The sequence below is a fragment of the Micromonospora sp. NPDC047521 genome, assembly GCF_055587305.1.
Map to the genome: position 1 here is coordinate 218584 of NZ_JBVJGN010000004.1, position 18441 is coordinate 237024.

Consider the following 18441-nt stretch of genomic DNA (forward strand, 5'->3'; position numbering starts at 1 on the left):
GTGCCCGCACGAATCAGCCGACCGCCCAGCGGGTAGGGGATGCGCATGGCCACTGACCGACCCGCGGGCGTCCTCTTTGACGTCGACGGCACCCTCGTCGACACCACCTACCTGCACACCGTGTCCTGGTGGGAGGCTCTGCGCCAGACCGACCAGCCGGTGCCGATGGCGACAGTGCACCGGTCGATCGGGATGGGCGCGGACAAGCTCCTCGATCATCTGCTCGGCCCGGAGCGGGACCGCGACGCCGACCAGAAGCTGCGCGACGCGCACGACACCCTGTACGCCGAGTACTGGGAACGCCTCACGCCACTGCCCCGGGCGGCTGACCTGCTGCGCGCCTGCGCCGAGCGGGGCCTGCGGGTGGTGCTGGCGACAAGCGCGTCGGAGCACGAGGTCGGCGCGCTACGCCGGGCGCTGGGCGCCGACGACGTCGTGGAAACAGTCACCTCCTCGGCCGACGCGGAGCAGAGCAAGCCGGCCCCGGACATCCTGGTGGCCGCGCTGGAGCAGTCCGGACTGGACGCCGAGCGGGTGGTCTTCGTCGGCGACTCGGTGTGGGACGTCGCGGCGGCCGGCAAGCTCGACATCCCGTGTGTGGGCCTGACCTGCGGCGGCACCAGCCGCGGCGAGTTGGCCGGCGCCGGGGCGGTGGCGGTGTACGACGACCCGGCTGCCCTGCTCGCCGAACTGTCCACCTCTCCCCTGACCCGCGCGAGGTGAAGCCCACTCGGGTTGGTCGGGCCGCGTACGCATAGCCGGAGTTCCGCCGGGGCATGGTCACCACCTGCCCGCAACCAGTGGGCGCGGGCGGAAGGTGGCATGGTGGAGCCGGTAGACGTGGCGTTCGCTCTGGTGGGCCTCGGTGCTCTGCTCGCAGGGATCCTGCCCCGGGTGCTGGAGCACCGTCCACTGTCCATGCCCATCGCCTTTCTGGGCCTCGGCATGCTCGTCTTCCTGCTGCCGGTGGGTCTGCCCACACCGGACCCGCTGGCCCATCCGGCGCTGGCCACCCACCTCACCGAGATCGGGGTGATCGTCGCCCTGATGGGCGCCGGGCTCAAGATCGACCGCCCGTTGAGCTGGGCCCGCTGGTCGTCGACCTGGCGGCTGCTGGCCATCGCGATGCCACTGTGCATCGCGGCAGTCGCGTTGCTCGGCTGGTGGTGGGCGGGCCTGGTTCCGGCGGCGGCGCTGCTGCTGGGCGCTGCGCTGGCCCCGACCGACCCGGTGCTCGCCGCCGACGTGCAGGTCGGCGAACCGACAGATGTCGAGGACTCCGAGGACGAGGTCCGCTTCGCGCTGACCTCCGAGGCCGGCCTCAACGACGGGTTGGCGTTCCCGTTCGTCTACGCGGCGATCGCCATCGCCTCGACGAGTCTCGCCCCGGGCGACTGGATGGCGAAGTGGTTCACGGTGGACGTGCTGTGGAAGGTGTCCGTCGGTGTCGGCGGCGGCCTGCTCATCGGCTGGCTGCTCGGCAAGCTCTTCTTCCGGGCGCCCAGCAAGCTGCGGCTGGCCCGGCACGCCGAGGGTTTCCTCGCGTTGGCCGCCACCTTCCTGGCGTACGGCCTGGTGGAGGTGGTCGGCGGGTACGGCTTCCTCGCGGTGTTCGTGGCTGCCCGGGCGATCCGGGCGGCGGAGCGGACCCACGAGTTCCACGCGGTGCTGCATGACTTCGCCGAACAGATCGAACGACTGCTCACGCTTGTGCTGCTGCTCCTGCTCGGCGGCGCGATCGTGGGCGGGCTGCTCGCCCCGTTGACCTGGCAGGCGGCCACGGTCGGGTTGGCGCTGGTGTTCCTGATCCGGCCGCTGACGGGCTGGCTGTCGCTGCGCGGGGCTCCGGGACGTCCCGCCGAGCACTGGGTGATCTCGTTGTTCGGCATCCGCGGGGTGGGCTCGTTCTACTACCTCGCGTACGCCACCACGAAGGCAGACTTTCCGCAGGCGGAACTGCTGTGGGCCACGGTCGGGCTGGTGGTGCTCGTGTCGGTGGTGGTGCACGGCATCACGGCGACCCCGGTCATGCAGCTGCTGGACCGCGAGGGCGAACGGACCTCCGACCCCGCCGAACGGGACTCCTCCGCCCAGCCCGTCGCCGCCGCCGGACACGGCTGAGCGGGCGACGACCCCTCAGGCGAGGCGGGCGGCCAGCGCCCGGCCGAGGTCCCGTCCGGAGCGCCAGGCGGTCTGCACCCGGGGCTTGCCGAAGGCGTCACCGGCCAGGCCGATCCCGTCGGCGTCCAGGTGGAAGGTCTGGCCGTCGGTACCGCCGGTCGGGGCCGCGTAGGTCCACCTGTGCACGTGCACGTCGGTGGCCTGCTCGGGCAGCCCCAGCAGGTCCCGTACGGCCTGCGCGATCGCCGGCCCCGCCCCGGTGGGCTGGGCGAGGTGACCGCTGGCGAACGCGGGCACCGTGTGCGCGACAAGCACCGGCGCGTCGTCGCCGCGCCGGTCGCCGTCGTCGCAGACAAGGCTGAGCACCGGGTGGTCGTTGACGAACGCGCCGCCGAAGTCGGGCCAGCGGCGGCTCGGGAAGTGCAGCACGGCGGCGAGCGCCGGTGACCAGCTCTGCGCCTGCACGGCCCGGGTGGCGTCGGCGAGTGCCGGGGCGAGCAGCAGCGCCGCCTGCGGGCCGGGCATGGCCAGGACGACTGCCGCGCACGGCTCGCCGTCCACGACCGGCCCGGGATCGACGCCGAGCACCAGCCGGTCGACTGTCACCGGCAGCGGGGCGGCCAGGTCCTCGACGAGCGAGCGGAGCCCGCGCGGCGCGGCGAAGCGCATCGGCCCGGGCACGTCGTGGCGCCCCTGCCTGTCGTACGCCTGGAAGGTGTCGGTCCACTCCCGGACCAGACCGGCGGAGCGCCACCGCTCGACGACGACCGCGAAGTCCGGGTCGCTGACGGTGAAGTACGCGGCACCGATGTCGGCGGGGCGCCCGGCGAAGCGTTTGCTTGCCATCCGGCCGCCGCAGACGTGCCCCCGCTCGCGCAGCCGCACCGGCACGCCCGCACCTGTCAGCTCCACGGCGCAGGCCACTCCGGCGATGCCCGCTCCCACAACCGTCACGCTCATCGGCTGATCGTAGGCGGCGGCGGGTGGGCATGAACCACCGACGATCGGGGTACTGGCACACCTGTTCGAAGAAAGGGTGATGACGATGACGGACCGCAGCAACGAACAGGCCGACCCGCGCGGCGCGATCAAGGACCCGGACGAGTGGGTGACCGGCGACGAGCCGCCGACCGCCGCGCAGGAGTCCTACCTGAAGACGCTCGCCCGGGAGGCCGACGAGGATCTTCCGGACGACCTCACCAAGGCCGAGGCGTCCAAGCGGATCGACGAGCTCCAGGCCGAGACCGGCCGGGGCCGGTAGCTCCTCCCCACCCCCGCGATCGTGCGCTCGCTGTCGCGCCGGACCGGCCGACTCGGCAGCGAGCGCGCGGTCGCCGGGGTGTGTCAGGGGCGGGGCAGGCGGTGCAGGCGCACGCCGGTCAGCCGGCCGTCGGTGATCTCGGCTTCCAGGTAGGTGGCGTGCGGTTGGGAGCGGCGGTCGGTGGGTGAGCCGGGGTTGAGCAGGCGCAGGCCGCCGGGCGCCTCGGTGTCCCAGGGGATGTGCGAGTGCCCGAACACGAGCAGGTCGACGTCGGGGTAACGCGCCGCGCACCGCTGTTCGCGTCCGGTCCGGGGCCCGGTCTCGTGCACCACGGCGACCCGCAGGCCGTCGAGGTCCACCCGGGCGACCTCGGGCAGCCGGGCGCGCAGCGCCGGGCCGTCGTTGTTTCCGTACACGCCGACCAGCCGCCGCGACCGCGCGAGCATCGCGTCGAGCAGCGCCTCGTCGACCCAGTCGCCGGCGTGCACCACCACGTCCGCCGCCTCGATCGCCGTCCACAGCGGCTCGGGCAGGTCCCGGGCCCGCTTCGGTACGTGGGTGTCCGCCGTGAGCACCAGCCGCATGCGGACATTGTCCCCCGCGCCCCCGCCGACCGCCCGGCGACGCGGGTGATCCCGCGAGAGCACTGGTCACTGACGCACCGGGCTGAAGTGGGCCGGGGGCATGCCGAGCCCCCGCGCCACCGGGTCCCGCTCGACGTCGGTCAGCACACCGGCGGCGTTGATCAGACCGATGTGCGAGAACGCCTGGGGAAAGTTGCCCAGCTGCTCCCCGGTCAGCACGTCGATCTGCTCGGCGAACAGGCCGAGGTCGTTGACCCGCCCCGCCAATACACCGAACAGCTCGTGTGCCCGGTCCCGCTCGCCGGCCAGCGCCAGGCAGCACACCAGCCAGAACGAGCAGATGAGGAAACCGGCCGGGTCGCCGTCCCAGCGCCGCAGCAGCCCGTCGTGCGACAGCCCCTGCTCCACGACGCGGATCGTCGAACGCATCCGTGGGTCGTCGGCCCGCAGGAAACCCACCAACGGCATGACCAGCACCGACGCGTCGAGTTCGTCGGACTCGAAACTCCCGGTGAACGACTGGAGCCGCTCGCTCCAGCCCCGCTCAAGGATCTCCGCGCGCACCTCGTCGCGGGCGGCCGCCCAGCGGGCCACGTCCTGCGGCCCTCCGAGCCGGTCACCGAAGCGGACCGCCCGGTCCAGCGCCACCCAGCACTGCACCTTCGAGGACACGTGGTGGTGTTGGACGCCGCGCTCCTCCCACATCCCCGCGTCGGGCAGCATCCAGACCCGTACGGCCTGGTCGGCGAGCACCCGCAGGACGTGCCGCACCTCCAGGTCCATCGGCTCCAGCTTGTCGCGCATCAACCAGGCGGCGTCCATCGCCTCGCCGAAGATGTCGGTCTGCCGCTGCTGCCAGGCGTTGTTGCCGATCATCACCGGTGGGCTGTCGCGGTAGCCGCCGAGCTGGTCCAGACGGTGCTCGGTGAGGTCCCGCTCGCCGAGCACCCCGTACATGATGGGCACCGGCTCGTCGTCGACCCGGCCCATCGCCCGACCCAACCAGGCGAACTGCCGCTGCACCTCCTCGACGCACGCCGACCGCCACAGCGCCCGCAGCGTGAGACTGAAGTCGCGTACCCAGACGTAGCGGTAGTCGTAGTTGCGGTCCCCGCCGACCTCCTCCGGCAGCGACGTGGTCACCGAGGCCACCACCGCCCCGCTCGGCCCGTACGTCATGCCCTGCACCACGAGCCGGCTGCGCCGCACCTGCTCCGGGTAGAGGCCCTGGTATTCGTGCTGCTCTGCCCAGGACCGCCAGCCGGCGACGGTGTCGGCGATGGTCTCGTCCGCGTCCGGCACCTCGGGCAGGGGCGAGTCGTAGGTCGGGGCGTACCCGAGGGAGAAGTTGCGCGTCTCACCGGCGCGGACGGTGAACGACGCGGTGGCCTCGCCGTCGCCGCTGCTCAACCGCACGTCGCTGCGCAGCGTGAGCCGGGCGGCCCCGGCGATGGCCTCCAGCATGTCGTCCCGCTCGACCAGGTACGCGATGGCGCGGCCGTACTCGAAGCGGGGCCGGTAGAGCACCCGCATCGGCACCGCGCCGGACAGCCCTCGCAGGCTGCGGACCAGGACCTGCGGCGAGTGCACTCCGATCTCGTGACCGCGCGCGCCGGGCTCGAAGGCGAGCGCGTCGGTGAGCGCGACCTCCCCCTGCGCGGTACGGAACACGGTGCGCAGCACAAGCGTGTCGTCGAGGTAGCGGCGCTGCACGGTGAAGTCGACGGCCGGCTGGATCGCCCAGTGCCCGGCCCCGTCGTCGAGCAGGCGACCGAACACCGACGGGGCGTCGAACCGGCCCGGGCACCACCAGTTGATCGAGCCCGAGGAGTCCACGAGCGCCGCGCTGCGGCCGTCGGCGAGGAACCCGTAGTCGCTGATCTGTCCGCTCTCCACCCGACTGGCTACCCGAGCGGTCCGCGCGCATTCCCCTGGCGCAACGGCAGTCGGCCGGGCGGTGGGCGTTACCGCTCGGCATCGGCGGGAACCCGGGACGCTGACCGAGGGAGGATGCTCATGACGTCAGCTTCGGGTCCGGCCGCCAACTGGCGGCCCGGCGCACAGGGTGGCGACCTGCTTCCAACCGGACCGGCCGGTCGCCTGGGGACACCGGCAGGTGACGGGCGCGGGCCGGAGACCGGCCCACCGACCGTCACGATCGGCTCATATCCGGACTATCCGTCCGCGCAGCGGGTGGTGGACCATCTCGCTGACAACCGCTTCCCGGTGGAGCACAGTGCCATCATCGGCACCAATCTCACCCTTGTGGAGACGGTGCTGGGGCGGATGACCACCGGACGGGCGGCTCTGCTCGGCGCCGGCACCGGCGCCTGGTTCGGGCTGTTCATCGGCCTGTTGTTCGGCATCTTCACGGTCGGCAACTGGCTGGCGGTGATCCTGGTCGGCCTGGTCATCGGTGCGATCTGGGGCGCCGTGTTCGGCGCTGTCGCGCACGCGATGACGGGTGGGCGGCGGGACTTCACCTCCGCCAGTTCGCTGCGTGCCGGCCAGTACGCGGTGACCGTCGACGCGCAGCTCGCGGACCAGGCCCGGCAGCTGCTGGGTCGGATGGGGATGGGCAACCGCCCCGCCAACGCCTGACTGGTCACGGTCCGACCGGCCGTCCCGGCTCCACGCCGGGGCGGCCGTCAGCCGTGGTACGCCAGTTCGCCAGCCCGCAGTGGCACGTCGACGCGGTTCTCCGGCGGCGCGAGCGGGCAGGCCCAGCGGTCGTCGTACGCGCAGCTCGGGTTGTAGAGGTAGTTGGCGTCGAGGCGGACCCGGTCACCGGGCAGCAGCTGGACGCCCCGGCCGAAGGTGCCCTTCACGGTGTCGGTGAGGTAGCGCCCACCGCCGTAGGTCTCGGGGCCGCACGTGGCGTCGCGCAGCGGCACGAACAGTCCACCCCCGTACGCCTCGATCCACCAGAGGGTCAGCGGCCCCCAGGGTGTCTCGGCCACCGCGATCCGGCGGTACGCGACCACGCCGTCCGGCCCGCCGGTGTCGACCCGCAGCTCGCCGCTGGCCGGTCGCAGCGGCGCCTCGACCACGGCATCGGGGTTGGGCGGGTAGTAGCGCACTCCGGAGAAGCCCTGACGCTCCGCGGCCGGGATCGGGCTCTGCGGGTGGGTGGCGAAGAGGTCGTCGCGGCCGGCACGGAAGCCGGCCAGGTCGACGCCGGAGAGGTAGAGCCGGGCCACCCGCTCGCGCCAGTCGGCCAGTTCCAGATCGTCCACGCCCCGAGCCTATGCCGGCCAGTTGCTCAGGACGGCGTCCAGGGCGTCCAGGGCGCGCGCCCAGGAGTCGTCGGTGCTGCGCGGGGTGTGCCGGAATCCCCCGGTCTTCTCCAGGCTCACGAATCCGTGGAAGGTGCTGTGCATCATCCGTACCGCGTCGGTCTGGTCCGGCTCGGCCAGGCGGTATCCGCGCAGGATGGCCCGGGTCATCTCCGCGTGCCGGACGCCGGCGCTGGCGGCCGCCGTCTCGGGGTCGAGGTCGATCTGCATGGCGGCGTACCGGCCCGGGTGCTCCATCGCGTAGGCGCGGTACGCGTTGGCGAAGGCCACCAGGGCGTCCTTGCCGGCGCGGCCGGCAAGCGCCGAGGCCACCCGGTCGGCCAGTTCGGAGAGCGCCAGCAGGGCCACCCGCACCCGCAGGTCGTGGGCGTTACGGATGTGGAAGTACAGGCTCGCGTCCTTGACTCCGAACTGGCGGGCGAGCGCGGCGACAGTGACGTTCTCCATGCCGATCTCGTCGGCCAGCTCCGCCGCGGCCAGGGTCAGCCGCTCGGCGGTCACCCCCGCACGTGCCATCCGCCACACTCCTCTAGTTTTTTGCCTAGGACGACTAGGCTAGGGCCTATGTTAGTCCCCACCGAGTCTGCCATCCGCGCCTCCTTCGTCAACACGACCCAGGGCGAGGCGAAGCGACTGGCCGTACCCAACGATCTCGAGTTCCGCCCCTGGGACGACCTCGACTTCCTCGGCTGGCGGGACCCGTCCGCGCCACAGCGGGCCTACCTCGTCACCGAGGTCGACAACGGGCTGGTCGGCGTGGCGTTGCGCGTCGCGCCCCAGCACACCGGGCGGGTCCGGCGCAGCATGTGCTCGCTCTGCCTGACCACGCACACAGGTGACGGCGTCTCGCTGATGACCGCCCGCAGGGCCGGACCCGACGGGCGGCAGGGCAACTCCGTGGGCGCGTACATCTGCTCCGACCTGGCCTGCTCGCTCTATCTGCGGGGCAAGAAGCACGCCGGGCCCCGCGTCTACGAGACCCTGACCGTGCCGGAGAAGATCGAGCGGACGAGGAGCCACCTCAGCGCGTTCCTGCGCAGGATCACCGAGTGACGGTTCGCTGATCAGCGGTCGGTGGCCAGGCGGGCGTGCAGGTGCTCGTCGTAGCGGCGCCCGTCGCCGTACTGGTACGACTCACGCAGCGTGCCCTCGGCGGCGTAGCCGGCCCGGTCGGCGACCCGGCAGGACGCCGGGTTGGCCACCGCGTGACACAGCTCCACGCGGTGCAGCCGCAGGTCGGTGAACGCCCACTCGGTGAGCCGGACGACGGCGCGGACCGCCACCCCGCGTCCGCGCGCCGACGGCATCGTCCAGTACCCGATCGACGCGTCGCCGTGGTGGATGTGGTGCAGGGACACCGAGCCCAGCAGGTCACCGCCGTCCGCCGCGGTGACCGCCAGGGAGGCGTGGTCACCGACGGACCAGTCGGCCCGACGGCGCACCCAGAGCAGCGCGTACTCGTCGTCGACCGGGCCGGCGGACTGCGGGTTCCACTGGGCGATGGACGGGTCGCGCAGGGCGCCACGGACGGCGGGGGCGTCCGCGTCGCGCCAGGGGCGCAGCAGCAGGTCGGCGGCGGCGAGTTCCACGTGTTCCACGAGGGCGGAGTCTGGCACACGGCCGGACCCGCCCGCCGCCCGATTTCCGTCCATGTCCTTCAAACCTGCACGACTTCCTCCTGCCGAGCGCTCCCTGTGACCCAGACGACGACCAAGGGCGTTACTTAAATTTTGAAAGAGTGCTACCGTCGGGGCGTGACGGAGAGCCTGGACAGCACCCGAGAGGCGGCCTGGCGCGCCTACATCGAGGCCAGCCAGCGTCTCTACACACAGTTGGAAGAGGACCTACGTGTCGACAGCGGCCTGAGCTTCGCCGACTACCACGTGCTTGTCGTGCTCTCCGAGGCGCCGGGCCAACGGCTGCGCATGGGCGAGCTGGCCAGCCGACTGATCTTCTCGCCGAGCCGACTGACGTACCAGATCACGTCCATGCAGCGTCGCGGCCTGGTCAGCAAGGAGCCCTGCCCGGACGACCGACGCGGCAGCGAGGCGGTCCTCACCGCCGCCGGGCTGCTCACCCTGTCCGAGGCCGCACCCCACCATCTGGCGTCGGTGCGTACCCACCTGATGGACGACCTCGACGACGACGAGGTCGCCTGCCTCACCCGGGTCTTCGGCCGGCTCGGCGACCGCCTGCGGGCGGACTGCCCCGCGCCGACCACAGACGCCACCAGTTAGGAGCCCCGCGATGCCCGCCATCACCGTCGACAACGTTCTCGTCCTGCCCCGCCTCCCGCGCCTCGACGAGACCACCAGATTCCGCCCGGTCCGCACGGTCACCACGGCCCCCAGCGGGTTCGAGGGCGAGGGCTTCCCCGTCCGCCGGGCCTTCGCCGGGGTCTCGACCACCGACCTGGACCCGTTCATCCACCTCGACCAGATGGGCGAGGTGGACTACGCGCCGGGCGAGCCGAAGGGCACCCCGTGGCATCCCCACCGCGGCTTCGAGACCGTGACGTACATCATCGACGGCGTCTTCGACCACCAGGACTCGCAGGGCGGCGGCGGCACCATCACCGATGGGGACACCCAGTGGATGACGGCCGGCAGTGGCCTGCTCCACATCGAGGCCCCGCCGGAGCACCTGGTGATGAGCGGTGGCCTGTTCCACGGCACCCAGCTCTGGGTCAACCTGCCCCGCTCGGCCAAGATGAACCCGCCCCGCTACCAGGACATCCGGGGTCGGGAGTCGGCGCTGCTCACCACCGGGGACGGCGGCGCGCTGATCCGGGTCATCGCCGGTGAGATCGCCGGGCACCGCGGTCCGGGGTCGACCTTCACCCCGATCACCATCACCCACGTCACCGTCCAGCCGGGCGCGCAGGTCGACCTGCCCTGGCAGCCGGAGTTCAACGCCCTGGTCTACGTGCTCGGCGGCCGTGGCACCGTCGGCACGGACCGTCGGCCGGTGCGGACCGGTCAACTCGCGGTGCACGGGGCGGGCGACGCGCTGCGGTTCAGCGCGGACACCGCGCAGGACAGCAACACCCCGGCGCTGGACCTCTACATCATGGGCGGCCAGCCGATCCGGGAGCCCGTGGCGCAGTACGGCCCGTTCGTGATGAACACCCGGGACGAGCTGCTCCAGGCGTTCGAGGACTTCAGGGCCGGCCGGCTCGGCGTGATCCCGACCGGGCGGCTGCCGCACACCGGCGGCCAGGGCGCCCGGCCCTGACCCTCGCGGCCGGCTGAGACCGGCGCCGGCGCCCCCCTGTGTCACCGGGGCGCCGGCGCCGGCGCCCCCTCAGGAGACCGCGAATATCCCAGCGACACCGAGAATCACCATCACCAACACCGCTACCAGCGCACCCCGTTCGCTCTCCACCGCCGGCTCGCGGTACTCGGTCACGGGATTCGTCGTCTCGCGGGGCATAGTGCGGCCTCCTCGTTGGTGTCACATCGTCGTCGATGGCGTTGGCCGGGTCACCGGTGCGCCCGGCCGGGGTGCGAACCCGCGCCGCGGGTCCTACCGTGAGGACGTTGTCGACCTCCGGGGGGCTGGACGGTGCCGTTGCAGGACTGGTTCCTCACCGCGCGGGAACGGGCCAACCCGGTCTCTGGGTTACCCGTCTGGACCAGCGGAAACCTCGCCGAGCCGTTGATTCACGGCGCGGCGTACTTCGACCGGCTGGTCGACGAGGTGCAGGCGCTCACCGCGGGCGACCACCTGTTCTTCACCGACTGGCGGGGCGACCCGGATCAACGGCTGCGACCGGACGGCCCGACCGTCGCCCAACTCTTCGCCCAGGCCGCGCAGCGGGGCGTGGTGGTCAAGGGGCTGATCTGGCGCTCCCACCTCGACGTGCTCGCCTACAGCGAGGCGGAGAACCGCAACCTCAGCGAGGCCGTCTCCGCGGCCGGCGGCGAGGTGCTGCTCGACCAGCGGGTCCGCCGCGGCGGCTCGCACCACCAGAAGCTCGTGGTGCTGCGGCACCCGAACGCCCCGGAGCGGGACATCGCGTTCGCCGGCGGGATCGACCTGTGCCACAGCCGCCGCGACGACGCCGCCCACCACGGCGACCCGCAGCCGGTGCAGATGTCGCCCCGGTACGGCCCCCACCCGCCCTGGCACGACGTGCAGCTCGCGGTACGCGGCCCGGTGGTCGGCGCCCTGGACACCGTGTTCCGGGAACGCTGGACCGACCCGATGCCACTGGACTCGGAGAACCCGATGGCGTACCTGCGGGACCGGCTGCGCGGCGCGGACCTCACGCCCGATCCGCTGCCCGAGCAGCCAGCCGACCCGCCCGCCTGCGGGCCGCACCACATCCAGGTGCTGCGGACCTATCCCGCCGTCCGGCCCCGCTACTCGTTCGCGCCGGACGGGGAACGGACCGTCGCCCGGGGCTACACCAAGGCGGTCCACCGGGCACGCCGGCTCATCTACCTGGAGGACCAGTACCTCTGGTCGACAGAGGTCGCGGACCTGTTCGCGCGGGCGCTACGGGACAACCCCGAGCTGCAGCTGGTCGCCGTCGTACCCCGGCACCCGGACGTGGACGGCCGGCTGGCGCTGCCGCCGAACATGGTCGGCCGGGAGCAGGCGCTGTCGCTGTGCGAACGGGCCGCACCGGACCGGGTGCACGTGTTCGACGTGGAGAACCACGCAGGCGACCCGGTCTACGTGCACGCCAAGGTCTGCGTGGTCGACGACGTCTGGGCCAGCGTCGGCAGCGACAACTTCAACCGCCGGTCCTGGACGCACGACAGTGAGCTGTCCTGCGCAGTGCTCGACGACACCCGCGACGAGCGGGAACCCACCGACCCGGCCGGGCGGGGCGACGGGGCGCGGGTCTTCGCCCGGGACCTGCGACTGCGGCTCTGGCGCGAGCACCTGGACCGCGACCCGGACGGCCGGGACGACGCCGATCTGCTCGACCCCGCCGACGCCGTCGCGGCGATCAAGGCCGCCGCCGATGCCCTGCAACAGTGGTACGACGACGGCCAGGTGGGTGAACGCCCACCCGGGCGGCTGCGCCCGCACCGACCCGAACGGCTGCCGTGGTACACCCGCGCCTGGGCGCTGCCGGCGTACCGGTTGGTCTACGACCCGGACGGCAGGCCGCTGCGGGCCAGACTGGCGGGCACCTGGTGAACCGTCCGGGCCGGCTCCGGCATGCCGGTCGAGCCGGGATGCACGGTCAGCCCCCCGGGGTACGCGAACGAGGAGCGCGGGGAGAAGTAGCCGAAGCCGATGGTCAGCGGGTTGTCCGGTCGTAGCGCGTACAGCGGGTGCCCGGGCTGGAGGAACTCCACCGACTCGATCTCGAACGGCGCGACCGGCTCGGCCACGAACGGGTAGACCGAGCTGAGGAGCTGACCGTCGCGCCTGGTGAAGTAGCGGTGGTGCCCGCTGCTGATCACATGCCCGGTCTCCCCCACCCGGCAGCGGGCCCGGACCAGCGGCACACCGTCGATCTCGGTCTCGGAGCACAGGTCCTCGCCGTCGATCTCGATGTGGGTGCGACCGGCGAACGTCGGGGCGCCACGGGCGGCGGCGTACTCCCGCACGAGTCGGCTGGAGGCCACGTAGTGGGTCCACCAGCCGCCCGGGTTGAGCCCTCCGGGCGCGTCCACGCCGGCCAGCGACACACCGAGGTACGTGAGCGAGTACGCGCCGAAGCCGGAGGTCTGCGTCTCGTCGTCGACGACGTACTGGTTGAGGAACACCTGACGGTCGGCGCGGGGGCGCAGCCCCGCCGGGACCAGGGCGGCCACCGCGTCCGGATCCGCCGGCAGCCAGCTGAAGTAGAGCGTGCGACTGTTCACGACGAGCTGGGGAGCGGCTGGATCGAGCATGGTGCCTCCGAACCGGGTGTGTACAGGCGACGCTACGGCCGGTCCCACCGGCGGGACAAGGACGGATAGGCGACACATCTGCCCCGTTGTCGGATTTCCTGTTGACCGTCCGGTGGTCGGGGTTGACCGATCGGCTCGTCGCCTGTGGGCGACCGGGTGGCGGGAAACAGGTAAGAGACCTCACACTCCCCCGGACTTCCGCCCGACTTGAGTGTTTTGTGATTGAAAATCACATAAGTACATCAGCCTTTCGGCTAGATTTCGGCGAGACGATCAGGCTAAGGTGAGTCCCGAACGGCCCATACGAAGCTAAACCAAAAAGCGTCACGTCTTTTTTCCGCGGACGAGGTGCAGGGAGGACCACCCATGACCGCGCCAACGATCACCGAGCAGCCGAGCACCGCTGTCCGGAGCACCACCAAGCTGGACCCGCGCGCGCTCACCGACAGCGCCGCCGACCTGCTCAACGCCATGGCGGCACTGCCGGCAAACCACCCGTCCCGCGCCGCGCTGCGCGACCGGGCGATCGAGGCCTGGCTGCCCCTGGCGAACCACCTCGCCCACCGCTACAGCGGGCGGGGCGAGCCGACCGACGACCTGGCCCAGACCGCCGCCGTCGGCCTCATCAAGGCCATCGACAAGTTCGACCCGACGCGCGGCGTCGACTTCGCCGGGTACGCCATCCCCACCATCATCGGTGAGCTCAAGCGGCACTTCCGCGACCGCACCTGGGACATCCGGGTGCCCCGCCGCCTCCAGGAGCTGCGGCTGGCCATCTCGGACGCCAACAGCTCGCTGCTGCAGACCCTCGGCCGCTCGCCGACGGTCGCCGACATCGCCGCCCACCTCAAGCTCACCGAGGAAGAGGTCCTGGAGGGCCTGGAGGGCGCCCGCGCGTACAACGCGGTGTCGCTGTCCACCCCGACCGGCGACGGCGACCGGGCCACCGAGCTGGGCGACATGCTCGGCGGTGAGGACAACGAGTTCGAGCTGGCCGAGCTGCGAGTGGCCCTCGGCCCCGCGCTCGCCACCCTCGACGAGCGCGAGCAGAAGATCCTCACGCTGCGGTTCTACGGCAACCTGACCCAGTCGCAGATCGCCGACCAGATCGGCGTCTCGCAGATGCACGTCTCCCGGCTGCTGGCCCGGGCGCTGACCAAGCTGCGCGGCCAGCTCGACGGCACGTACTAGAACGCCTGACGAAGCGGGGCCGGGTCCAGTTGGACCCGGCCCCGCTTCGCGTCACACGCGGTAGGTGTCACGCGGACGTGACAACTTCGGTCAGCTACCGACCGGCTCGCGCCACATCGGCCAGAACGGGGTGCCGTCGGGCACCCGGAACGGCTCACCGGCCCGGTAGCCGTGCTTCGCGTACAGGTCCCGGCTACGCGGACTGCTCGCCTCCAGGTACGCCGGCATCGCGTTGGCGTCCAGCCAGGCGTGGTGGTGCTCCAGCAGCGCGGTGCCCAGCCCGCGCCCCTGCCGATCCGGCCGCGTCGCCAGGAACGCCAGGTGGTGGTGGTCCGGGTGCGGGTGGTTCGCCGCGAACAGGTCGTCGAGGTGGCGGAACCGGTCGGTCCACTCGCCGCACGCGGCGGCGAGCCGGGCGTCGTAGTCCTCCGGTGAGGGAAGCTCTTCCCCCACCGACGGGAACCACACAGCGACCGAGGTGCGCTCGGCCGTGGCGTACACCGTGCCGTGGCGCATCGCGTGCCCGACCAGGATCTCGAAGTTTCCGGCCAGGACTGCCTCACGCTTGCTCGCGTCGGGCACCAGCCAGGACGTCACCTCCAGGGCGGTGAACGCCTCGGCGATCAGGCCGGCCACCAGTGCGGTGTCCGGTGGCCCGAGCCGGTCGATGCGCACGCTCACCGCGTCACCTCCACGCTGGCCGGCGCGTCCGTCGTCACGGCGGCGGCGGCGCTCGCCGCGCCGAGCCCGATCCGGGCGTACGTGTCGGGGCGGCTGGCGCGCAGCACCAGCCCCCAGATCACGCCAAGCGCGGCCGCCACCGGGTACACGGCAGGCAGCGCCCAGCGCAGGGTGGAGTCCGGCTCGACGCCGAGCAGGTTCGCGAAGTTCGACACAGCCAACCAGATGATCACGACGAGGGCGATCGTCGCCAGGGCGGGGGCGATGGCCCGCCGCCAGATGTTCTCGCCGGCGCCGCCGGAGCGGGCGAAGTAGGCGATCACCGCCACCGAGGTGGTGGCGATCAGCAGCAGCACGCCGAAGCCGCCCGTGGTGCCGCCCCAGAAGAAGAGCTGGACCACCGGGTCCCAGCCGTTCGCCGCGTACAGCAGGATGACCAGCAGGCCGAGGGCGCTCTGCGCCAGGGAGGCGGCCCGGGGCGCGCCGGAGCGCGGCGAGGTCTGCCCGAACACCGCCGGCAGCACCCGTTCGCGGCCCAGGGCGAACGTGTAGCGCGCCGTCGTGTTGTGGAAGGAGATCATCGCGGCCAGCACCGAGGTCAGGAAGAGCACCTGGCCGATGGTGACAGCGGTGTCACCGAGCTGCGCGGCAGCCAGGTTGAAGATCAGGCCCACGCTCTGCTCGCCCGCCTCGGCGACGATCCGGTCCGGTCCGACGGCGACAGTCATCGTCCAGGACGACAGCGCGTACAACCCGGCGATGATCGCCACCGACAGGTACGTGGCAAGCGGCACCGTCCGCTTCGGGTCCTTGCTCTCCTCGCTGAAGACCACAGCGGACTCGAAGCCCACGAACCCGAGGATCGCCAGCACCAGCACGGCACCCACCCCCGGCACGAAGAGGTTGTCCGGCGACAGGGCGGCGAAGCTGACCTGACCGTCGGCCGGGTTGCCGAGCTGACCGAGGTCGAAGACGAGGATCACCACGATCTCGGCGACCAGCAGCGCGGCCAGCACGAGGCCGTTGATGTCGACCCGGAGCAGACCGAGCAGGCCGACAAGCGCCCACGCCACCAGGGCGACGATCGACCAGTGCGGGTGGCCGCCGAAGATCCGGTCCAGCACCGGCTCGGCGGCGACGCCGATGGTGCCGTACAGCCCGACCTGCAACGCGTTGTACGCCAGGAGCGCCACCCAGGCGGCACCCACACCTGCCGGTCGACCGAGGCCACGGGAGATGTAGGCGTAGAAGGCGCCGGCGTTCTCCACCCGGCGGGACATCGCCACGTAGCCGACCGAGAACAGGCCGAGCACGGCGGCGACCACGAGGAAGGCCAGCGGAATGCCTGTCACACCGATGACGCCGTAGCCGGTGGTGACCACACCGGCGACCACGGTCAGCGGCGCGGCCGCCGAGAGCACGAAGAAGATGACCGAGGGGACGCCGAGACGACCCCGGGCGAGGGCTTCGGAGACGTTGCTGGGTCGGTCGACTGTCGATGTCGGGGGCATACGACTACTCCGGTTGTCGAGGGGAGGGACAGGGGGTTACCGGGTGGGTCAGGGGAAGCCGCGCAGCACCGCGGCGCCGACGGCGGCCTCGGTGTGCCCGACGAGTTCCTTCAGGGGCGCCGGCAGCGCGGGGATGAGAACGTTCAACCGGTGGTGGGCGCGGGGGCCGGCGCTCCACAGCACCTCGCGGGTCAGCCCGGCCGCCACGACCAGCCCGAGCAGCAGCGCGTCCGGCACGCTCGGCGGATCCGGTCGGTCCAGCAGCGCCCGCAACCGGGTGGCGGGCCAGGCCACCGCGTTGAGGTCGATCGGCAGGTAGCTGACCGACGTCCGCAGCAGTCGGCGGCTCTCCTGGCGACGGAGCACCCCGGCGCGGGCCAGCCGCTCCCCCACCGAGGTCGTGGCGCTCTGCGACAGGAAGCTGAGCCAGGTGTTCACCGCCTGGTGGTGAGCCTCGCCGATCAGCTGGTCGAGGACCGTGTGTGCCAGCGCGTCGGACGGGGGACGCCTGTCGACGACGCTTACCTGCCCGCCGGAGACAGTGATGTGTCCGTACAGGGTCAGCTCACCGAGAAGGCCCGCGGCCAACCCGAGGCCGGTCGCCGCCGGGTGCAGTTTGGCCTTGCCACGACTGTCGTTGTGGGCGATCAGGAAGAACTCGTCGGCGATGAGCAAACGGTCCTCCCGCAAGGATGTATGTCCACAGTGATCGCAACCGGGAAAGGATGCACCCAGAGCTACTGCAATGCAACTCCCAGATTTGAAAGTTGCACTCCGTACAGGCGCGACCTGGGGATCTCGTCATGTCAGACTCGGACGGTGACCGCCACCCCCGCCATCCGACCCACCGCCAGCCCGACAGTGCGCCGTCGACGCATCGCTCGGGAGCTCCGCCAGCTACGGGAACGCGCGGGGATGACCCTCGATGTGGCGGCCCGGCAGCTCGACATGTCCAAGAGCAACCTCTCCCGGATCGAGACCGCGCAGATCGGCATCAAGCCACGCGACGTGCGCGCGGCCCTGGCCCTCTACCAGGTGACCGGCGCGGACGCCGAGGCGTTGATCGAGATCGCCCGCGGCGCCCAGCAGCGCGGCTGGTGGCAGAACTACAGCGACGTGCTGCCCGAGTGGTTCGAGTTCTACGTGGGACTGGAGGCCGAGGCGGCGGCGCTGCGCACGTACGAGGCCGAGTCGGTGCCCGGGCTCCTGCAGACCGAGGCGTACGCGCGGGAGATCTACCGGCGCACCGCGGGCGAGGACGGCCTGGAACGCAAGGTCGCCGCACGGCTGCGCCGGCAGGAGGTGCTGCGCCGCGACGACCCCGTCCACCTGTCGGTAGTGCTCAACGAGGCGGTCCTGCTGCGCCCGGTCGGCGGCGCCGCCGTGATGGCCGAGCAGGTGGCCCACATGAGTCGAATCGCTCAACTACCCAACGTCACAATTCAGGTACTTCCGTTCGCTGCCGGCGGGCACCCGGCGATGAGCACCCCGTACGTGATCCTCAACTTCGCCGACACCGCCGACGCGTCAGTGGTTTACCTGGATAACCTCACGATGGGACTGGCTCTGGAGGATGCCGATCAAGTGCTCGGGTATAGCCTTCTGCACGAGGAGCTGTGCCGGATGGCACTCGATCCGACGGCGTCGTTGACCCGTCTGGAGCAGGCTTCTCGTAACTTTGCGTGACCGCGTCTGCGGCACGCCGACGCAGACGAGAGGCACCGCGGATGACGGCGTACGACCGGACCGGGGCGGACTGGCGCACCAGCACGCGCAGCAGTGGCAACGGCAACTGCGTGGAGGTCGCGACAGTCGACGGTCAGGTCGCCGTCCGGGACAGCAAGGACCGCTCCGGTCCGGTCCTCGCGTTCGCGGCACCGGCCTGGCGGAGCTTCGTGCGCGGCGTGGGCGGCGTCCACCGCCGGTGAGTCCGGCGGG

General features: G+C 71.8%; 22 protein-coding genes. 11 read left to right on the plus strand and 11 right to left on the minus strand.

Features of this window, described 5'->3' with window-relative positions:
• The first annotated feature begins 45 nt into the window (after window positions 1–45).
• Window positions 46–723 (plus strand): HAD family hydrolase, encoded by a 678-nt coding sequence (locus ACZ6N8_RS11755; RefSeq protein WP_466009429.1) that lies wholly within the window; start codon window positions 46–48, stop codon window positions 721–723.
• A gap of 102 nt (window positions 724–825) precedes the next feature.
• Window positions 826–2121, plus strand: a complete 1296-nt coding sequence (locus ACZ6N8_RS11760; protein ID WP_466009830.1) for a cation:proton antiporter — start codon at window positions 826–828, stop codon at window positions 2119–2121.
• 15 nt (window positions 2122–2136) lie between these two features.
• Here the strand turns inward: ACZ6N8_RS11760 and ACZ6N8_RS11765 are convergent, their stop codons facing one another.
• On the minus strand, window positions 2137–3075 hold the full coding sequence (locus tag ACZ6N8_RS11765; RefSeq protein WP_466009831.1) for an NAD(P)/FAD-dependent oxidoreductase: 939 nt from the start codon (window positions 3073–3075) through the stop codon (window positions 2137–2139).
• 91 nt (window positions 3076–3166) lie between these two features.
• Between ACZ6N8_RS11765 and ACZ6N8_RS11770 the strand changes: the two genes are divergently transcribed.
• Window positions 3167–3382, plus strand: a complete 216-nt coding sequence (locus ACZ6N8_RS11770; RefSeq protein ID WP_364371461.1) for a DUF3072 domain-containing protein — start codon at window positions 3167–3169, stop codon at window positions 3380–3382.
• Window positions 3383–3465: 83 nt separating this feature from the next.
• Here ACZ6N8_RS11770 and ACZ6N8_RS11775 read toward each other — a convergent pair whose 3' ends face one another.
• Both ACZ6N8_RS11775 and ACZ6N8_RS11780 read right to left on the minus strand, forming a co-directional pair.
• Window positions 3466–3966 carry a metallophosphoesterase family protein gene (locus tag ACZ6N8_RS11775; RefSeq protein ID WP_466009431.1) on the minus strand — a complete coding sequence of 167 codons (501 nt, stop codon included), beginning with the start codon at window positions 3964–3966 and terminating at the stop codon, window positions 3466–3468.
• Between the two features lie 66 nt (window positions 3967–4032).
• A complete protein-coding gene (locus ACZ6N8_RS11780) occupies window positions 4033–5862 on the minus strand; it encodes a glycoside hydrolase family 15 protein (RefSeq protein ID WP_466009433.1) in 1830 nt (609 codons plus the stop codon).
• 120 nt (window positions 5863–5982) lie between these two features.
• On the opposite strand from ACZ6N8_RS11780, the gene ACZ6N8_RS11785 reads away from it, so the two are divergent.
• Window positions 5983–6567, plus strand: a complete 585-nt coding sequence (locus tag ACZ6N8_RS11785; protein ID WP_466009435.1) for a YflT domain-containing protein — start codon at window positions 5983–5985, stop codon at window positions 6565–6567.
• Between the two features lie 47 nt (window positions 6568–6614).
• Here ACZ6N8_RS11785 and ACZ6N8_RS11790 read toward each other — a convergent pair whose 3' ends face one another.
• Entirely contained in the window at window positions 6615–7202 is a 588-nt protein-coding gene (locus tag ACZ6N8_RS11790; RefSeq protein ID WP_466009436.1) for a DUF1684 domain-containing protein, read from the minus strand.
• Window positions 7203–7211: 9 nt separating this feature from the next.
• Window positions 7212–7778 carry a TetR/AcrR family transcriptional regulator gene (locus tag ACZ6N8_RS11795; protein ID WP_387113984.1) on the minus strand — a complete coding sequence of 189 codons (567 nt, stop codon included), beginning with the start codon at window positions 7776–7778 and terminating at the stop codon, window positions 7212–7214.
• 48 nt (window positions 7779–7826) lie between these two features.
• Here ACZ6N8_RS11795 and ACZ6N8_RS11800 point away from each other — a divergent pair, with 48 nt between their 5' ends.
• A complete protein-coding gene (locus ACZ6N8_RS11800) occupies window positions 7827–8315 on the plus strand; it encodes an FBP domain-containing protein (RefSeq protein ID WP_466009438.1) in 489 nt (162 codons plus the stop codon).
• A gap of 11 nt (window positions 8316–8326) precedes the next feature.
• Here the strand turns inward: ACZ6N8_RS11800 and ACZ6N8_RS11805 are convergent, their stop codons facing one another.
• Window positions 8327–8860, minus strand: a complete 534-nt coding sequence (locus ACZ6N8_RS11805) for a GNAT family N-acetyltransferase (protein ID WP_466009440.1) — start codon at window positions 8858–8860, stop codon at window positions 8327–8329.
• A gap of 156 nt (window positions 8861–9016) precedes the next feature.
• Here ACZ6N8_RS11805 and ACZ6N8_RS11810 point away from each other — a divergent pair, with 156 nt between their 5' ends.
• A complete protein-coding gene (locus tag ACZ6N8_RS11810; RefSeq protein ID WP_466009442.1) occupies window positions 9017–9499 on the plus strand; it encodes a MarR family winged helix-turn-helix transcriptional regulator in 483 nt (160 codons plus the stop codon).
• A 10-nt stretch (window positions 9500–9509) separates the two neighbouring features.
• Window positions 9510–10496, plus strand: coding sequence for a pirin family protein (locus ACZ6N8_RS11815; RefSeq protein WP_466009444.1), 987 nt, complete (start codon window positions 9510–9512; stop codon window positions 10494–10496).
• 69 nt (window positions 10497–10565) lie between these two features.
• Here the strand turns inward: ACZ6N8_RS11815 and ACZ6N8_RS11820 are convergent, their stop codons facing one another.
• A complete protein-coding gene (locus ACZ6N8_RS11820; protein ID WP_255421212.1) occupies window positions 10566–10694 on the minus strand; it encodes a hypothetical protein in 129 nt (42 codons plus the stop codon).
• 132 nt (window positions 10695–10826) lie between these two features.
• On the opposite strand from ACZ6N8_RS11820, the gene ACZ6N8_RS11825 reads away from it, so the two are divergent.
• Window positions 10827–12416, plus strand: a complete 1590-nt coding sequence (locus ACZ6N8_RS11825) for a phospholipase D family protein (protein WP_466009447.1) — start codon at window positions 10827–10829, stop codon at window positions 12414–12416.
• On the opposite strand, the gene ACZ6N8_RS11830 is transcribed toward ACZ6N8_RS11825, so the two are convergent.
• Window positions 12365–13120 carry a hypothetical protein gene (locus tag ACZ6N8_RS11830; RefSeq protein WP_466009449.1) on the minus strand — a complete coding sequence of 252 codons (756 nt, stop codon included), beginning with the start codon at window positions 13118–13120 and terminating at the stop codon, window positions 12365–12367. The genes ACZ6N8_RS11825 and ACZ6N8_RS11830 overlap by 52 nt on opposite strands.
• Window positions 13121–13486: 366 nt before the next feature.
• On the opposite strand from ACZ6N8_RS11830, the gene ACZ6N8_RS11835 reads away from it, so the two are divergent.
• Window positions 13487–14311 carry a SigB/SigF/SigG family RNA polymerase sigma factor gene (locus ACZ6N8_RS11835; RefSeq protein WP_139586245.1) on the plus strand — a complete coding sequence of 275 codons (825 nt, stop codon included), beginning with the start codon at window positions 13487–13489 and terminating at the stop codon, window positions 14309–14311.
• Between the two features lie 90 nt (window positions 14312–14401).
• On the opposite strand, the gene ACZ6N8_RS11840 is transcribed toward ACZ6N8_RS11835, so the two are convergent.
• The 3 genes from ACZ6N8_RS11840 to ACZ6N8_RS11850 are packed head-to-tail and all read right to left on the minus strand — an operon-like array spanning window position 14402 to window position 17193.
• Window positions 14402–14992, minus strand: coding sequence for a GNAT family N-acetyltransferase (locus ACZ6N8_RS11840; RefSeq protein WP_466009450.1), 591 nt, complete (start codon window positions 14990–14992; stop codon window positions 14402–14404).
• The gene (locus ACZ6N8_RS11845) at window positions 14989–16503 is read right to left on the minus strand and encodes an APC family permease (protein ID WP_466009452.1); all 1515 of its coding nucleotides are present in this window, start codon (window positions 16501–16503) and stop codon (window positions 14989–14991) included. The genes ACZ6N8_RS11840 and ACZ6N8_RS11845 overlap by 4 nt, the downstream gene beginning before the upstream one ends.
• 48 nt (window positions 16504–16551) lie before the next feature.
• Window positions 16552–17193: a GOLPH3/VPS74 family protein gene (locus tag ACZ6N8_RS11850; RefSeq protein ID WP_466009453.1), complete on the minus strand. Its 642-nt coding sequence runs from the start codon at window positions 17191–17193 to the stop codon at window positions 16552–16554.
• A 171-nt stretch (window positions 17194–17364) separates the two neighbouring features.
• Here ACZ6N8_RS11850 and ACZ6N8_RS11855 point away from each other — a divergent pair, with 171 nt between their 5' ends.
• Both ACZ6N8_RS11855 and ACZ6N8_RS11860 read left to right on the plus strand, forming a co-directional pair.
• Entirely contained in the window at window positions 17365–18189 is an 825-nt protein-coding gene (locus ACZ6N8_RS11855; protein ID WP_387114388.1) for a helix-turn-helix domain-containing protein, read from the plus strand.
• Between the two features lie 41 nt (window positions 18190–18230).
• Window positions 18231–18431 (plus strand): DUF397 domain-containing protein, encoded by a 201-nt coding sequence (locus tag ACZ6N8_RS11860; RefSeq protein WP_364371508.1) that lies wholly within the window; start codon window positions 18231–18233, stop codon window positions 18429–18431.
• Window positions 18432–18441 lie beyond the last annotated feature (10 nt).

What these genes read in the sequence shown, in the direction of transcription:
- ACZ6N8_RS11755 (WP_466009429.1), top strand. Translation starts at nt 46, where the DNA reads ATGGCCACTGACCGACCCGCGGGCGTCCTCTTTGACGTCGACGGCACC.
- ACZ6N8_RS11770 (WP_364371461.1), top strand. Translation starts at nt 3,167, where the DNA reads ATGACGGACCGCAGCAACGAACAGGCCGACCCGCGCGGCGCGATCAAG.
- ACZ6N8_RS11775 (WP_466009431.1), bottom strand. Translation starts at nt 3,966, where the DNA reads ATGCGGCTGGTGCTCACGGCGGACACCCACGTACCGAAGCGGGCCCGG.
- ACZ6N8_RS11785 (WP_466009435.1), top strand. Translation starts at nt 5,983, where the DNA reads ATGACGTCAGCTTCGGGTCCGGCCGCCAACTGGCGGCCCGGCGCACAG.
- ACZ6N8_RS11795 (WP_387113984.1), bottom strand. Translation starts at nt 7,778, where the DNA reads ATGGCACGTGCGGGGGTGACCGCCGAGCGGCTGACCCTGGCCGCGGCG.
- ACZ6N8_RS11800 (WP_466009438.1), top strand. Translation starts at nt 7,827, where the DNA reads ATGTTAGTCCCCACCGAGTCTGCCATCCGCGCCTCCTTCGTCAACACG.
- ACZ6N8_RS11815 (WP_466009444.1), top strand. Translation starts at nt 9,510, where the DNA reads ATGCCCGCCATCACCGTCGACAACGTTCTCGTCCTGCCCCGCCTCCCG.
- ACZ6N8_RS11820 (WP_255421212.1), bottom strand. Translation starts at nt 10,694, where the DNA reads ATGCCCCGCGAGACGACGAATCCCGTGACCGAGTACCGCGAGCCGGCG.
- ACZ6N8_RS11830 (WP_466009449.1), bottom strand. Translation starts at nt 13,120, where the DNA reads ATGCTCGATCCAGCCGCTCCCCAGCTCGTCGTGAACAGTCGCACGCTC.
- ACZ6N8_RS11835 (WP_139586245.1), top strand. Translation starts at nt 13,487, where the DNA reads ATGACCGCGCCAACGATCACCGAGCAGCCGAGCACCGCTGTCCGGAGC.
- ACZ6N8_RS11845 (WP_466009452.1), bottom strand. Translation starts at nt 16,503, where the DNA reads ATGCCCCCGACATCGACAGTCGACCGACCCAGCAACGTCTCCGAAGCC.
- ACZ6N8_RS11860 (WP_364371508.1), top strand. Translation starts at nt 18,231, where the DNA reads ATGACGGCGTACGACCGGACCGGGGCGGACTGGCGCACCAGCACGCGC.